This is a genomic window from Phormidium tenue FACHB-1050 (genome assembly GCF_014696925.1).
In the GTDB taxonomy this organism is placed as follows: Bacteria; Cyanobacteriota; Cyanobacteriia; order Pseudanabaenales; family Pseudanabaenaceae; genus Pseudanabaena.
Genome location: NZ_JACJQY010000011.1, coordinates 78,638 through 94,629 on the forward strand (window position 1 = coordinate 78,638; position 15,992 = coordinate 94,629).

General features: G+C 42.5%; 13 protein-coding genes and 1 pseudogene. 4 read left to right on the top strand and 10 right to left on the bottom strand.

Annotated features, from left to right (window positions below):
* Window positions 1–195 precede the first annotated feature (195 nt).
* Together H6G05_RS09385 and H6G05_RS09390 are read right to left on the bottom strand one after the other, a co-directional pair.
* Entirely contained in the window at window positions 196–1,092 is an 897-nt protein-coding gene (locus tag H6G05_RS09385; RefSeq protein ID WP_190577928.1) for an ABC transporter ATP-binding protein, read from the bottom strand.
* Window positions 1,093–1,205: 113 nt separating this feature from the next.
* The gene (locus H6G05_RS09390; protein WP_190577929.1) at window positions 1,206–3,641 is read right to left on the bottom strand and encodes an NACHT domain-containing protein; all 2,436 of its coding nucleotides are present in this window, start codon (window positions 3,639–3,641) and stop codon (window positions 1,206–1,208) included.
* Window positions 3,642–3,866: 225 nt separating this feature from the next.
* Between H6G05_RS09390 and H6G05_RS09395 the strand changes: the two genes are divergently transcribed.
* Complete coding sequence (locus H6G05_RS09395; RefSeq protein ID WP_190577930.1) at window positions 3,867–4,583, top strand: ROK family protein; 717 nt, start codon at window positions 3,867–3,869, stop codon at window positions 4,581–4,583.
* A 78-nt stretch (window positions 4,584–4,661) separates the two neighbouring features.
* On the opposite strand, the gene H6G05_RS09400 is transcribed toward H6G05_RS09395, so the two are convergent.
* The 5 genes and pseudogenes from H6G05_RS09400 to H6G05_RS09415 form a co-directional block, all read right to left on the bottom strand.
* A complete protein-coding gene (locus tag H6G05_RS09400; protein WP_190577931.1) occupies window positions 4,662–5,369 on the bottom strand; it encodes a Uma2 family endonuclease in 708 nt (235 codons plus the stop codon).
* Between the two features lie 99 nt (window positions 5,370–5,468).
* Window positions 5,469–5,555, bottom strand: a pseudogene (locus H6G05_RS26115) (Uma2 family endonuclease); the annotation flags it as partial.
* Window positions 5,556–5,692: 137 nt separating this feature from the next.
* On the bottom strand, window positions 5,693–6,277 hold the full coding sequence (locus tag H6G05_RS09405; protein ID WP_190577932.1) for a Uma2 family endonuclease: 585 nt from the start codon (window positions 6,275–6,277) through the stop codon (window positions 5,693–5,695).
* Between the two features lie 110 nt (window positions 6,278–6,387).
* A complete protein-coding gene (locus tag H6G05_RS09410; protein ID WP_408962470.1) occupies window positions 6,388–8,664 on the bottom strand; it encodes a RelA/SpoT family protein in 2,277 nt (758 codons plus the stop codon).
* A 301-nt stretch (window positions 8,665–8,965) separates the two neighbouring features.
* Window positions 8,966–9,403, bottom strand: a complete 438-nt coding sequence (locus H6G05_RS09415) for an ATP-binding protein (protein WP_190577934.1) — start codon at window positions 9,401–9,403, stop codon at window positions 8,966–8,968.
* 168 nt (window positions 9,404–9,571) lie between these two features.
* Between H6G05_RS09415 and mrdA the strand changes: the two genes are divergently transcribed.
* Window positions 9,572–11,398 (top strand): penicillin-binding protein 2, encoded by a 1,827-nt coding sequence (gene mrdA / locus H6G05_RS09420; protein ID WP_190577935.1) that lies wholly within the window; start codon window positions 9,572–9,574, stop codon window positions 11,396–11,398.
* A gap of 140 nt (window positions 11,399–11,538) precedes the next feature.
* Here the strand turns inward: mrdA and ilvC are convergent, their stop codons facing one another.
* The 3 genes from ilvC to H6G05_RS09435 form a co-directional block, all read right to left on the bottom strand.
* Window positions 11,539–12,534: a ketol-acid reductoisomerase gene (ilvC, locus tag H6G05_RS09425; RefSeq protein ID WP_094528532.1), complete on the bottom strand. Its 996-nt coding sequence runs from the start codon at window positions 12,532–12,534 to the stop codon at window positions 11,539–11,541.
* A gap of 264 nt (window positions 12,535–12,798) precedes the next feature.
* Window positions 12,799–13,380: a GNAT family N-acetyltransferase gene (locus H6G05_RS09430; protein WP_190577936.1), complete on the bottom strand. Its 582-nt coding sequence runs from the start codon at window positions 13,378–13,380 to the stop codon at window positions 12,799–12,801.
* Between the two features lie 116 nt (window positions 13,381–13,496).
* On the bottom strand, window positions 13,497–14,186 hold the full coding sequence (locus H6G05_RS09435) for a M23 family metallopeptidase (protein WP_190577937.1): 690 nt from the start codon (window positions 14,184–14,186) through the stop codon (window positions 13,497–13,499).
* A 331-nt stretch (window positions 14,187–14,517) separates the two neighbouring features.
* Between H6G05_RS09435 and petB the strand changes: the two genes are divergently transcribed.
* Both petB and petD read left to right on the top strand, forming a co-directional pair.
* Window positions 14,518–15,165, top strand: coding sequence for a cytochrome b6 (gene petB / locus H6G05_RS09440; protein ID WP_094528535.1), 648 nt, complete (start codon window positions 14,518–14,520; stop codon window positions 15,163–15,165).
* 82 nt (window positions 15,166–15,247) lie between these two features.
* Entirely contained in the window at window positions 15,248–15,733 is a 486-nt protein-coding gene (petD, locus tag H6G05_RS09445; RefSeq protein WP_094528536.1) for a cytochrome b6-f complex subunit IV, read from the top strand.
* Window positions 15,734–15,992 lie beyond the last annotated feature (259 nt).

Here is a 15,992-nt window from a genome sequence, read left to right on the forward strand (position 1 = left end):
CCGCCACTTTTGTAAGTTATAGCTGTCACCATTCTTGTTAGGACATAAAACCCAGATAGTGTGAGGCGGCGCGAAGCGCCGCCTCACACTATCTGGGTTTTGATTTGTCCTGATACAGGTGGCTATAGCTATAAAAATCAAACCCAGTAAGGATTTTCAAAGCACAAAACGACATTGTCGTTTTGTGCTTTGGCATTATTTAGAGCCTTGTGTAACTTCTACGTAGATATTTTCAAGGCGAACAGGCTGGCGCATAATTGAGTCAATTGTGATGCCTTCAAAACATTCCAAAATTTCTTTTAGTTCCATGACCTTAGGTAGCCAAAAAGCTAAATCCCGACCATAGTAACGATAGGCAAAACCTAACTCGATCGCCCTAGCGATCGCCAAATCTTCAGTGGGTGTACAAATGATCGCAATTTCTTTAGCAGGAACATGTTGACGCAGTTCTTCGAGACTTCCTTCCGCCAGTAAACTTCCTTGTTTGATAATGCCAATTCGCTGACAAAGGCGTTCGGCTTCGTCGAGCATATGCGTAGTCAATAAAATGGCGGTATCTTGACTTTTAAGTTTGCGAATCAATTCCCAAACTTCATAACGAGCTTCAATATCTAGTCCTGTGGTCGGCTCATCAAGCACCACTAATTGCGGCTGATGCACAAGGGCGATCGCCATGCTCAGACGACGTTGCATTCCACCACTAAGAGTATCAGCAATACTTTTAGCGCGATCGCCTAGCCCCACTAGCTCTAAGCAGTACTGAGCTTGCTTCCGACAAGCTTCATTACTCAGTCCATAGAGCTGACCAAAAAACCGTAAATTTTCTTCGCAGGTTAAGCTCTTATAAAAAATATTTTCCTGTGGGGCTACGCCAATCAGCGATCGAGTTGCTCCTGAAGCATGTAGCCCGTTCATCGTCACAAGTCCGCGATCGGCTTGGATCAAACCACACAAAATACTAATCGTAGTGGTTTTGCCAGCCCCGTTTGGACCGAGTAACCCATAGACTTCGCCTGCTTGAATAGCAAAACTTAAGTCCTGTAAAACTTGCTTCTTTCCATAAGATTTACAGATTTTGCGAACTTCTAGCACAGAATATCTATCTCTTTAAAGTAATGCTTAAAGTATAGCAATGTAAATTTTGCTTAAGACATAAAATCTCAAAGAGTAATGGCGGCACAAAGGGCCGCCATTACTCTTTGAGGTTAGTACTGCAATATGCTGTATTCACCCTGAGGCAATAGCAAGGTAGACTCTATTTGACTCTTAACTAGGGGACTGACATATTCAGCATTATTTAAGCACTCGATCAAAAGCTTATTTGCATCGTGATATGTCCGCAATATTTTAAGCTGATTGTCGCTGAACTGCCATTCTTGCGAACTTTTACGGTGCTGAACAATTAAGTTTCGTAATTTTTTTGACCAATCTAAACCCTTAGCTTGCCACCACTTGGCAAAAGCTTCTCGATTTTTAGAAGGATCGGGAAATTTTTGACGTAAAAACTGTAAGCCTCTTTGGAGATCAGGCTCAAGTATGCAAGCCAGTTCTAAAACAGGGTGATTAGCAAAATACAAAGCCAAGTCCAGATTGAGGGCCAGATTAATGGTGTAATCGATATCTAACTCTGTTTCCATCGTATTGTCATTGCCCAAGGCTTTAGTGCGAGCGCGTTCTAAAGACCGAGAATGAGCGATATCTAAGGCGCGGGCGCGATCTAGCGATCGCGTATTTTCTAAATCAATATCTAAATATAAAGCCCGAATCGTCACGGCTTTGTAAGGGGTTTGGATCTGAATTGACTGTTGATTAACCCATGTCAGAAATGACTGCAATTGAGGATCTTGACTTACCAATTCATCAATTTTACGTTTCATCGTCTTCAACATGCTATCGGCTTGCTGTGAAATACTTACAGTCATCACGATGACACCATGCCAACGGTTGAGGTATATGCGTTCGAGCAAATATTTTTGAGCAGCACTAGGCGTACTATTGGCAATTCGATAGGCGGCAAGATAATCGTGCAATGTTGTGTGGGTGAGTGAGTAAATCCCTTTCGCACATTCAACCAATAGGCTATGTTGCCACTTGAAAATCTCAAAAAGCTGATCGTAATTAATCGCCAACTTGGATAAGTTGTGACTAGCGGTCATACAAGCCTGAAAGTCGTCCTCAAGTTGATTGTTTTGCCATACATAACCATGGCGATCAAGTGACACGATCGCCACGTAGGAAAGTAAATCTAGTTTTTGAGAAGTTGATAATGTTTGATTGGAGAAAATAGGAAAGCATTTAGTCTGTTCCCACTTGGTCAATAGTAGATTTAAGATTTCTTGATAAAAGTTGGGTTTAAGATATTCACAACTGCTAAAGACAGTACAAAGATGCGTTAGAAATAGAGGATTACTGGCTATTTCTGCTAATGGTTTATTTGTGTTGAGTAGTTGTTGGAACTTTTCATTTTTCTTCGGTTTATCAGCGCAAGTAGTTTGAAACCATTTATTAGCAAATGTAGTGATTTGGGATTCTTCAAAAGGTGCAACTCCTACTGTCGAAAAAGACTCTAAAATATGACCATAGATCGGATTGCGGGTGGCAACTACTAGGCGATTCTTGGGATAGTGATCGCTAAGCCTCAGGATTTTTTGAGCAATTTCTGCACGATGTATTTCAGGTAGAGCATCTAACTCATCCCAAATCAATAACAAGTTTCCTTGATTTAATAATTGTTCTACTTTGTGATCTAAAAATTCCTCTGACAGTCCATAGTTAAGAAGTTGTTTCTTTAACCATAGAATCGGATCACCAATATCATGCAACGCAATCAGCGATCGTAAAGGTAAAAATACAGGCAAATATTTAGGCAAAATATTACCTGAGATACATGCTATTGCCCAATATTTAAGGAGTGTTGTCTTGCCAGATCCTAAACCACCAACCAACAAAATTTGTTTGGATTCTTCCAGAGCCTGATTTGCTGGAATTGTAGGCGGAAGGAGTTTTTTTAAATAAAAGCGATCATACTGTTCAGGAGATACATTTGCAAAAGCTTCTTCTAGATCAAGATATTGACTGCTTGGTAAAGTTGCAAAAACATTAGTCTCTGTATATAAATTATGTAAATAAAGTGGAGCATTTACATCAATCACTCTAAGGCGATCGCATTGACGAATCAAAGCAGAAGAGATACTTTGGCGAATGGTTTGCAATGATTTATCAAGTCCAAATTCTGCACTTGTGGGTAAGCTATCACTCGAACTTTGAGAGGTGTTCTCTATATCTAGATTATTTTTTGAATTGGCGATCGGTTCAGCATCATTAACTGCAACATCATTAATTGTAACGCTGCTATTATTGGTCGATACCTGAGGGGGCTGTAGATTTGATATATCTTCGTTTTCTATAGACTTTTCTGTTGTCAGTTCTGAGACAGAGTTTATAGAAATATTTAGCTTTTCACAAACTAAGTCATAAGTATTGCGATCAACTATTTCTCCATTCAAGAAGTTCTCGACTAGTTGCACAGCCAAACTAAGCTCATTTGCCAAATCTAAAGTTGTGTATCCTCTAAGGGCGAATTCTTCTTGTGCTTTGCTAAGGATATCTGAAGATGCTCTTAGCATTAAGGCTGCAACCATATTTTTAAACCCTATTTTGCCAAATTCATCAAAAACTTGATTTAATCAATTCTATTAGTTGTGGGCGCTTTATGCTTACAACATCATTACCTAATTGTCTAACTTATAGCGTTTTTCAAGCAAGCGAGGTACAAAGGTTTGTTTCCCCGCCTTTGGCGGGGAAACAAACCCATACGTCACTAGACTGATAGACGCTATATTATCTAATACGAGAAGTATATTCCTGTGAGTTTTTTAACATTAGCGATTGATGTGGGTGGAAGTAGTATCAAAGCGATCATCTTGCAAGATGATGGCACTCCAATTTCAAAGCGATCGCTTATTCATACTCCCCATCCAGCTACTCCCGATGTCATCGTGGCGACATTAATCGACTTGATCACCCAACAGGGGGAATACGATCGTCTTTCCATTGGATTTCCGAGTGTAGTCGAGCATGGGGTGACAAGGGGGGCGATTAATTTACATGCTGATTGGGATGGATTTCCTTTGGAGGAAGTACTACACAGCCAGTTGGGGAAGCCGATCAGGATTGCTAATGATGCAGATGTACAGGGATGCGGAGCGATCGCGGGTAAGGGTATAGAATTAGTCATTACTCTAGGTACTGGGTTTGGTTCATCACTATTTCTCAATGGTAAGCTGTTGCCCAATCTGGAACTAGGTCAGCATGTTTTTGTTGATAATGAAACCTATGAAGATCGTTTAGGACAGGTGGCTTTGGAGCAAATTGGTGTGGAACAATGGAATATGCGATTGCTAGAGGCGATTGCCTCTCTTTATAAGTTATTTAATTATAACCATCTCTATATTGGCGGCGGCAATTCTCGCTTAATCTACGTTAATTTGCCTACAAATGTGATGATCGTCTCCAATGATTTAGGGCTTATCGGCGGACTTGCTCTATGGAAATCTGGTTATAGCAAAGCAAATTTTGCGTAGGACATAAAACCCAAGAATTGAGGGACGGCGCGAAGCGCCGTCCCTGTAATAGCTAACTCTTTTTTGGCTGTACAATTTTTAGATTTCAGCAGGATTGATTCCCATCGCCTTTAAATAATTTGCTAATTTTTCCTTTTGTTGACGCTCTTGATCAGCGATCACTTCCGCCTGTTGTTGAGCTAAAGTTGCTTGATTAGCGATTTCCCGTTGTTGATCAGCGATCGCCTCAGCCTGTAAAGCCCGTTCATCACCAGTCAGTAACAAATTTCCCGACTCATCCCACCAGCGCAGCCACGATACATCATTCTCTAATTTCAGCCCAAGTTCCACACCCATTGGCGTGATCGCAAAATGTTCGCGATCATTAGGATGCATTTTGACATAGCGCCCATCAACTAAGTGATAAACCTCAAGATTGTCTCTCCATGCATCAAAAATGGCATAAAAGGGAATACGAATTGCTTGCTCGTAAACCCAGAATTTTCCTGCCTTTTCCTTTTCGCTGGGCGGTGTTGCATCTCTCTCTTCGGTTCCATTACCTGACACAAATTCAATGGCAATTAAGGGAGCGACAAATTCTTTCCATAGCACATAGGAACGGCGATATTCTCCATCAACAAGTGGCGATACATTGGGGACATAAAACCAGTCGGGGGCTTCGGCTCCTTTTTCAGGCGGTTCTATTAGTCGCCAGTAAATGCCACTATCTTGACCAATGCAGTAGCGTCCATTGGGATGTAATTTTTCTAAGACTGGGGCGATCGAGCTAGTTATAGCTGTCGCCATTCTTGTTAGGATATAAAACCCAAGAATCGAGTGGCGGCGCTTCGCGCCGCCACTCGATTCTTGGGTTTTGATTTGTCCTAATACACTTGACTACAGCTATAAAACAATACTTTGTGGGTGTTCCTGAAAATTTTTCACAAAGGTTCCGTATGATTCTGGCAGTTGCTTATGATCGGGAAGACTGATTGGTGTGGAGGTAAGATTTGGCGGTTGGGAAGCGGTGTTTTTGTTCGGTGCTTGGGTGGTTTGCATAGTAACTCTGGGAGATACGTTAATTCGATAAAAAAGCGAGTCGCACCGCGACTCGCTTTTTGGTTAAGACTTTAGCCCCAGCCAAATATGCTACTAACATCTAAAACAAAATTAGGTAGTACTTCTTCCCCTAAGAGTATTTTGGGATTGTCCAAAATTTCAACGGGTTGTCCTTGACGATAGATAGCAACACGCTTGTGTTTCGGATCGATTAACCATCCTAAAAGGCAGCCATTGTCCATATATTCTTCCATCTTAGCTAGTCCTTGTTTCCATGAATCGCTAGGAGACAAAAGCTCAATCAGAAATTCAGGACAGAGGGGCAAAAAACCTTTGCGTTTCTCAGGAGTAAGCGATTCCCATTTTGCGAGAGATATCCATGCAGCATCAGGAGAGCGATCGCTACCCTTCGGCAAACTAAACCCCGTTGAAGAATCAAAGGTTTTGCCTTGTTTGAATGAGTGGTTCCATATATATAGTTCACCATTGAGATCAGAATTAAAACTACCAGTTTCACCACCCGTTGGGGACATAACGATCAATTCTCCTTTAGCTGTACGCTCAAGTTTCATTTCAGGGTTTGCTGCACAGAGCTTGATGAACTCTTCGCGAGTCAGAGAGATGACTGGACTAAGATCGATGGTTTGAAAGTTCATGATTTTTGCTCCTTCTCTAATACCAAAAGACAAAATAGCTACGCCATTTTGTCTTTTCAAAACTCTTATACCAATTCACAAAAGTGTGACAACACTTTTGTGAATTGATCTTATTCAGCAACAAGGCGCGAAACCGAAAGCGTGTCACATAGTTTGTTGATTTGACTGCAAACTCGATCAAATTGGTGGCGATCGCTAATATCAATACTTAAATCAATAATTGCTGCCTTACCTTTTTTGGTCTGTACATTTGCCCTTCGCACATTGATTTTGTTGTCGGAGAGGCGAGTCAAAATATCGCGCAATATCCCAACCCGATCAATCGCTTCTACCCGAATATCAATAGGATAGGTTTGAGTCTGATCATTTTCTTTCTGCTGATTCCAACCCACATGCAACAGGCGATCGCTAGGAATATTCGCTAAATTATGGCAATCATGGCGATGGATGGTAATACCACGATTGCTACCCAATGCAACAACTCCTGTAATTGGTTCTCCAGGCAGAGGCGCACAGCAACCTGCGATCGAGTAAACCATGCCCTCCAAACCTAAAATTGGTGATTTGGAGCTATTGCTATGGGTAGGTTCATGACGAGCTTCATACTTTTGAGGATTTAAGTCACGATCATGGTGCTGATGTTCACGCAGTTTATTAACTACGGTATTGACTGAAGTTTCACCATAGCCAATACCTGCCAGCAGATCCTCAACGTTGTGATAGTTACATCGTTCCGCAAGCTTCTGCATCTGATCGGATTTAAGCAATGTCTCTAAACCATTTTTACCAAGTTCACGTTCTAAGGCACTGCGTCCTAAGGCAAGATTTTCATCACGGCGCGATCGCTTAAACCATTGACGAATCCGACTTTTTGCCGAACTTGTCGCCACAAAATTAATCCAATCGGTACTGGGATGGGCATTGTTCTGGGTGAGAATTGTGACAATATCTCCATGCTTGAGTGGACGATGCAAAGAAACCATCACATTGTTTACCAATGCACCTGAGCAGTGATTACCGACTTCCGTATGCACACGATAAGCAAAATCTACAGGTGTTGCGCCACGAGGTAAACAGTACACATCTCCTTTGGGGCTAAATACATAAACTTCACTATCAAATAAATCTTCCTTGACGCTATCAAGATATTCTTGAGGATCTTTCAGTTCACGCTGCCATTCCACCAACTGACGCAACCAAGTGAATTTCTGATCATCGCCCTTGAGTGGCTTGCTAGTCGAATTACTTTCTTTGTATTTCCAATGGGCTGCAATCCCGTAATCAGCAATGTGATGCATCTCCCATGTGCGAATCTGGACTTCCACAGGTTGTCCTTTTGGCCCAATCACCGCCGTGTGCAACGATTGATAACGATTGGGCTTAGGTAAGCCAATGTAGTCTTTAAAGCGACCAGGAATCGGACAAAAATGATCGTGGACAACGGCAAGAACGCGGTAGCATTCCTCCTTAGTATTAACGATTACCCTTACAGCTTGAATGTCATAAATCTCGTTATATTGCTTCTTTTGGCGTTCCATCTTGCGATAAATGCCATACAGATGCTTAGGTCTACCACTAATATCAAAATCATCAATACCCATCAATTCCAGTCTTTCAGCTAATACCCGCGTCACTTCTACCAATTGTTCATGGCGACTCTCATGGGTATCAGCAACGAGAGACTCCATTATTTGATATTGTTCTGGCTCAATATACTTAAAAGCAATATCTTCGAGTTCCCATTTAATTTGACCTAAACCCAAACGGTTTGCTAAAGGTGCAAAAATCTCTCTCGTTTCTCTAGAGATCAGAACTTGCTTCTCAGGTCGCAGATGTTGCAGCGTTCGCATATTGTGCAGGCGATCGGCAAGCTTGACGATAATCACGCGAATATCTTGAGCCATCGCCAGAAACATGCGGCGAAAATTTTCGGCTTGACTTTCAGTCTTACTCTCAAAACTCAGTTTCGATAACTTGGTTACCCCTTCCACCAATTGACGAACTTCTTTACCAAACATTTCTTCGATCTGTTCGCAGGATACATCGGTATCCTCAACAACATCATGCAAAAATCCTGCGGCGATCATCACATCACTGCCCCCTAAATCCTTCAGGATGGCGGCAACTGCGATCGGATGCAATATGTATGGTTCCCCTGATGCGCGGCATTGCCCATCATGCAGTCGATAGGCAAAATCTAAAGCCCGACCAACAATATCTTCATCCTCTAAACTTTCACCTCTTTGCGATCTCTGCCAACTAATTCTCAGCCAGTCTGGAATCCATGCATCTACGATCTCATCACATTCTCGTAAGTTTTCACAATCTACTTCCCCATCTATCGGCTTACCTAGACGTTCTACTGGAGCTTCAGCTACTAATGTCATCGGAGTCATACGTTTAATTTCGCCTTAGCAAAGATAGTTGTTAAGATTCTCATAATCTTATTTTAAACTTATATGTCAAATATTCGGTTTTGTCTCTAGAAAAACAAATTTCGCCGTTTTTTTATGCATTATATAGCAAAGAAAGTTTTGCTTAGGACATAAAACCCAAGAATCGAGTGGCGGCACTTCGCGCCGCCACTCGATTCTTGGGTTTTGGTTTGTACTGGCTAACTCTTTTTTGCTATACAAATCAAAAGAGAGAAGGAGGCGCAAAGCGCCACCTTCTCTCTTTTGAGAAAGCCTAAAAAATCATGGGTTTACTAAAACGATCAATACGTTTGCACAAAGTCAAACGATGTGTGCCACCATCCCAATGCACATGCTCAAAAATTTTGCGTAATATATAAAAGCCCCGACCGCATTCTAAATCATGACAAGGTGTGGGATCATCTTTTGATCCACTAGAGGATTGCAAATCATTTCCCTGATCGGTGATCACCCACCAGTACATCTGCGAAACAATCGAAAATTTAACGGTGATTTGCTTGCACGGATCGAGAGAATTGCCGTGTTTGACGGCATTGACTAAAGCTTCTTGCAAACCTAATCGCAACTCTGGCTGCCATTCTGACGGTACTTCGTCAAGCAACAGGTCTAATACTGGGGCAAGATAGAGGGTTGAAGTAAAACTGAGATTACTCCACTTTCGTCCAACTGAACGCACAGGGGTCACAATCACGGACTTTTAACTCCTCTGAAAGACTGCTGTAGCTTGCTTTTGGGCTTTGTGAATAGCAAAAATATTCACTAAACATGCAATGGAATTAATTAAATTCACGATCGCCATACAATAGATCTATCTATTATTCTAGCGAAAAAATCTTTCTTAAAATCTTTCCTAAGCAGTATGACTTTTACGCAACGACAAAATTCCCCTTTTAATCCCACTGAAAACACCCGCACCATGGGGAAGGGGATGCGAGCCGCTATTTTATTTTTGTTAAGCGTATTGGTGCTAATCGGGATTTTAGGTGGGCGACTTTTTTATTTGCAACTGATTGAGGGCGATCGCAACCAACAACTTGCGGAAAACAATCGGATCAGATTAATTGCCAAGCCTCCAGAAAGAGGGCGGCTTTTTGATCGCAAAGGTAATATTCTTGCCTCCAGTCGATTGGCGCATGTGGTTTATCTCTGGCCGATCGCTCAACCCAAGGACAAATGGGAGCCAATTATTAATCGCTTAGCTGGGTTAATCGGGGTTTCGGCGCAAACGATTACCGACAAGCTGGAGCAGGAAGGCTACAACTCGCCCAATCTAGTCAGAGTCTCCACCTCAATTAGCCCCAAACTGGTAACCGTACTTTCTGAGCATAGCCTCGAATTACCAGGAGTCAAAGTGGAGCCTGAAGCGGTGCGCTATTACCCCAATGGTGATGTCGCGGCGCATGTACTGGGCTACACAGGCGAACTAAATGCTGAAGAATTACCCAAATTACGCGAAAAAGGTTACCGTCCTGGAGATGTAATCGGCAAAGCTGGCGTGGAATATGCCTTTGAGAACCAGCTACGGGGAGAGTGGGGCGGTCAGCAGGTAGAAGTCGATGCTTTTGGAAAGGTACTGCGAGTTTTAGGACAAAAGCCACCGAAGGCAGGCAACGCTGTCAAAATGACGATTGACCTAGATCTAGAAAAAGCCGTTGAAAAGATTTTAGGTGATCAGCAAGGCGGGATTATTGCCATGAATCCTAATAACGGCGAAATACTTGCTATGGTTAGCCATCCAGCCTTTGACCCTAACCTGTTTTCGGGCAAGATTTCCGAGGCAACATGGAAACGCTTGCAAGAAAAAGACCATCCTTTTGTCAATCGAGTCTTACAGGTATATCCGCCCGCTAGTACTTTTAAAGTCGTAACTATGACAGCAGGTTTGGAAACCAATAAATTTGGGATCAATGATGTGCTGGCGACCTACCCTTATCTTGATTTAGGCGGCTTTCAATTCTGGGATCACAACAAGGCAGGATTTGGCACGATTGGATTTTCTGAGGCGATGGCTTATAGCAGCAATACTTTCTTCGGACAAGTAGGTATGCGGGTGGGTGAAAAAGATCTTGCCCTATGGTCACATAAATATGGTTATGGCGAATATTCAGGAATCGAAATCAAGGAGGAAGAAACTAAAGGTACTGTGCCTGATGAAGAGTGGAAGAAGCGCGTCATCGGTGAACCTTGGTATGTTGGCAATACTCTAAATATGTCAATTGGACAGGGTGATGTCCAAGCTAATCTTGTCCAAGTCTCAATGATGACGGCTATTGTTGCTAATGGTGGGTTTAAGATTAGACCTCATTTGCTCTTAGAAGATAATGATGCAAGGGAGTGGCGGCAGTCCCTGAATATATCGCCTACAAATCTGGCGGCTTTGCAAAAGTCTTTGAGATCTGTATTTGAGTATGGTACAGCCGCGCCTCTAAATTCGGCGGAAATTGCCATGGCTGGTAAGTCTGGTACGGCTCAAGATCCACCCCGTCCAAACCATGCATGGTTTACAGCCTATGCACCCTATGAAAAGCCAGAAATTGTGGTGACCGTTTTTGGGGAAAATGCAGGTGGTGGTGGTGGTAGTGCGATCGCTGCTCCTTTAGCAGTACAGACGATTGAAGCTTATATGCAAATCAAAAATAAGCCCAACTCACCCAATAACCCACCAGTTCCAGTAATTAACAATTAAAAAAAGAAAGAATAACAACGTCGCAAGCCGACGTTGTTATTCTTTCTTTTTTATTGGAATATACTTTCATCGCGGAGCGACGGGGTATTTACCCTCTTGATTGAATCAAAAAAAGCGGTGCTAAGCACCGCTTTTTTTGATTAGATTTTCTTCAACCAGCTAAACATAGCTCGGAGATCTTTACCGACTGACTCGATTTGATGCTCGGCTTCTTGACGACGCATTGCGGTGAATCCAGGTTTGCCAGCTTGATTTTCAAGAACAAACTCACGGGCAAATTGACCAGATTGAATTTCCGAAAGAATTTTCTTCATTTCGATCTTAGTCTGCTCAGTAACAACACGAGGACCACGGGTGTAATCACCATATTCAGCCGTATTCGAGATGCTATAGCGCATATTCGACATACCACCTTCAACTACCAAGTCCACGATCAGCTTCACTTCATGCAAGCACTCGAAGTAAGCGAGTTCGGGTTGATAGCCAGCTTCAACAAGGGTTTCAAAGCCAGCCTTGATGAGAGCGCATAGACCACCGCAGAGTACCGCTTGTTCGCCGAATAGATCGGTTTCAGTTTCTTCTCGGAAAGTAGTTTCGAGAACGCCGCCGCGTGTGCCGCCAATACCTTTGGCATAAGCCATCGCGCGATCGCGTGCATGTCCAGTAGCATCTTGATAGACTGCGAATAAAGCAGGAACGCCTTGACCTTGAGTATAGGTGCGACGTACCAAGTGTCCAGGACCTTTAGGCGCGACCATGATCACATCAACATCCGCAGGAGGAACAACTTGCGCGAAGTGAATATTAAAACCATGGGCGAAAGCTAGAGTATCTCCAGCTTTAAGATTTGGAGCAATTTCGGTAGCATAAATTGCTTTTTGAGTTTCGTCAGGCAATAAAATCATAATTAGGTCAGCAGCAGCCGATGCGTCTGCAACAGTCTTGACGGTCAGCCCTTCAGATTCTGCTTTTTGCCATGAGGGACTGCCTTGATATAACCCCACGATGACATCCACGCCGCTTTCTTTTAGGTTAAGGGCATGGGCGTGACCCTGAGAACCGTAGCCGATAATTGCAACTGTCTTACCTGCTAGAAATTCAAGATTTGCGTCCGTGTCGTAGTACATCCGAGCCATAGTGTGGTTATCTCCGAGACAAAAGATGGGGTGATTAGTTTTTTAGATGTAGTTTGGAAGATTTATTGTCAATTGCCTTCAAACACTTTTTCTAGTCTAACAAAAATCGTGGCAACTCTTAAATATATTTACAGCATTTACAGAGCGATCAAATCACAAGAGATTTTTTGAAAGTGTTGCGAAGCAACACTTTCAAAAAATCTCTTGGTTTGGGCTTGAGAGCAAAGCGTCGTAAGCGCAGCAAATATATCGCAGCAAATATATTTAAGTGCGCCGCCGCGATCGCGGACGGTTGCGATCGGCTTTATCACGTTCGTAATTTATGAGTCGGCCGTAATATTCATGTTTGGCGAGATTTAGCGATAGAAAAACATGCTCTCTAGCATTACCAAAACCTTTGCGATTGAAGAAATTAATGGCGGGAGTATTAGCGGGATCGGTATCAACTAGCATCAGGCGCACATTATCTTCAATCATGCGCTCAATGATTTTATCGACTAGGCGATCGGCTACTCCACGCCTTTGGCAATTGGGATTGACTCCCAGCCAAGTAATATAGCCATATTTCCATGAAGCCTTATTGATGATCGTGCCGAGAATAAACCCTGCGAGTTGTTCATCAATTTCCGCCACTAAGCAATACTCTGAGTCGGTGTTATACATGCCAATTACTTCCCACTCATCCCATGTCCGATAGAGGTAAGGATAGAGATCACTAGTAAATAGCTGTTCGCCTAAGTGAAAAATTGGCGCAATATCATCGATATTCATCTCGCGAATATCCACACTATTTGGATCAAGGCGATCGCTATCTGTTTCAGTAGCTTTATCTGGAAAATCGTTCATACAGTTTATTGAGGATTTCAGTAGTATAGAAATATTTTTGAAAGCCTCACTTCGCGCCGCTTTCAAAAATATTTCTGGGTTTTAAGTCAGCGCTTTGTGCTGAAATTTAAATCTTGTTAGTTTTTTAAATTTTCCCACTGTAAATAAGTGGCTGGATTGTAAACATAATGAAAAGATTGCGCTGGTGCACAATGATTGATCTTAATAGCAATTCCTAACTCAAAATGTAAATGTCTGATATCACTCCGTCCTGAATTTCCCATTTTGCCAAGTTCTTGACCACGAGTAACTTTCTGCCCAACTTTCACTTGGGTACTGTCAGGATAAAGATGAGCATAGCGGGTGAACAGTCCATTCGGATGCTGAATCACAATATGGTTTCCCCAATCGCCGCCACAGTCTCGCTGCAAACGGTTGGGCGCAAATGCATCTGATTGTGGACAATCACGACGAATATATACAACTTTGCCATCGGCAGCCGATCGCACTGGTACTTGGGTGACTAACTGGTTACTATGAATAAAATCAAGCCCTTCATGCTCCGCAAGCTGATAGTCCTTACCTATAAATTGATGGGTTTCGGTAAATTCTGCGGGTAAAGCCCAAGCTAAGGTTAAGTCGCGATCGCTGCGAACTGTGGCAACACGCTGTGTCGGCGCATATTCTTCGTGATGCTTATCTGAGTTTGAATTTAAGCTTTGATAAGAATATTCATGGGCGCAAACTTGAGCAAATACGGGAGACACATCAACATAGAGAAAAGAAATTAAAAAAACTGCTAATCTGAAACGCAAATATATGTTCATGCTTAGTCATCAAACAAGTTGGACATTCTGCATTTTTTTACTTCCAGTCAAGAATTAGTGTTGCGGTGCTTTGGGCCACAACACTAATTCTTGACTAGGGGGAGTATCTTAAAAATGTCGTATAGTCATATATCTGAGATGGATTAAGGGCGATCGCTTAGTTTTGTTATCCGTATAAAGGTAGCAACGATTAAGAAAATTTACTATAAATCTAGTAAAACCTTTTAAAAGCCATCTTTAGGTTTGCCTACACATGATCATAAGTATTAAAATAAGTTACAGCTATCAAAAAATTGTTAACTAGTTCAGCAATCTTGGGTTTTTCAATTACATGAGTAAAGTTTACGATTGGTTTAATGATCGCCTTGAAGTCGGGGCGCTCGCTGAGGACGTTACTAGTAAGTACGTTCCCCCTCACGTTAATATCTTTTACTGCTTAGGCGGCATCACCCTCACCTGCTTCCTAATTCAGTTCGCGACAGGCTTCGCGATGACCTTTTATTACAAGCCATCAGTTACTGAAGCATTTGAATCAGTTCGCTACATCATGACCGACGTTAACTTCGGTTGGTTGATCCGCTCAGTTCACCGTTGGTCAGCTAGCATGATGGTCTTGATGATGATCTTGCATGTTTTCCGCGTGTATCTAACTGGCGGTTTCAAAAAGCCTCGCGAATTGACTTGGATCACTGGTGTCATCCTTGCTGTGATCACCGTTACCTTCGGTGTAACTGGATACTCCCTACCTTGGGATCAAGTTGGATACTGGGCAGTTAAGATTGTATCTGGTGTACCTGATGCAATTCCTGTTGTGGGTGGAACCTTGGTTGAGCTATTGCGTGGCGGACAAAGTGTTGGTCAAGCAACTCTTACCCGTTTCTACAGCTTGCATACCTTTGTATTGCCTTGGTTGATTGCAGTATTCATGCTCGCTCACTTCTTGATGATCCGTAAGCAAGGTATTTCTGGTCCTTTGTAAGGTTTCTTATCCTAGAAACTCGTATAGGATTTTCCTATTAGATAATTTTAGAAAACCATAACGCAATAAATAAAGCAATAACATGGCAAAGACTGAAAAGCTCCCTGATTTAAATGATCCAATTTTGCGTGCAAAGTTGGAAAAGAACATGGGTCACAACTACTATGGCGAACCAGCTTGGCCAAATGACCTGTTGTACATGTTCCCTGTTGTGATCACTGGCACGATCGCTTTGATTACTGGTTTGGCAGTGCTTGACCCCACGATGGTCGGCGAACCTGCTAATCCTTTCGCAACCCCTTTGGAAATTTTGCCAGAGTGGTTCTTGTATCCTGCATTCCAAATTTTGCGGATTGTTCCTAACAAGCTTTTGGGCGTACTGCTCCAAAGTTTGATTCCTGTTGGCTTGATTCTCATTCCTTTCATTGAGAATGTAAACAAGTTCCAAAATCCTTTCCGTCGTCCTGTAGCAATGGCTGTATTCCTATTTGGTACTGCTGTTACTCTTTGGTTGGGGATTGGTTCCACCATGCCTATCGATAAGTCTCTGACTTTAGGCTTGTTCTAAATACTTCAAAATAAAAAATGTTGCGAGTAATGCTTGCTCCATTTTTTATCAACCCAAAAAAGATAAAGGCAGTGCTTCGCACTGCCTTTATCTTTTTTGGGTTGATTTACGACTAGCCAATGCTGAGCGATCACCCATTTTATAGCTGTCGCCATTCTTGTTAGGACATAAAACCCCAATAGTGTGAGGCGGCGCGAAGCGCCGCCTCACACTATTGGGGTTTTGATTTGTCCTGATACAGGTGGCTATAGCTATAGAA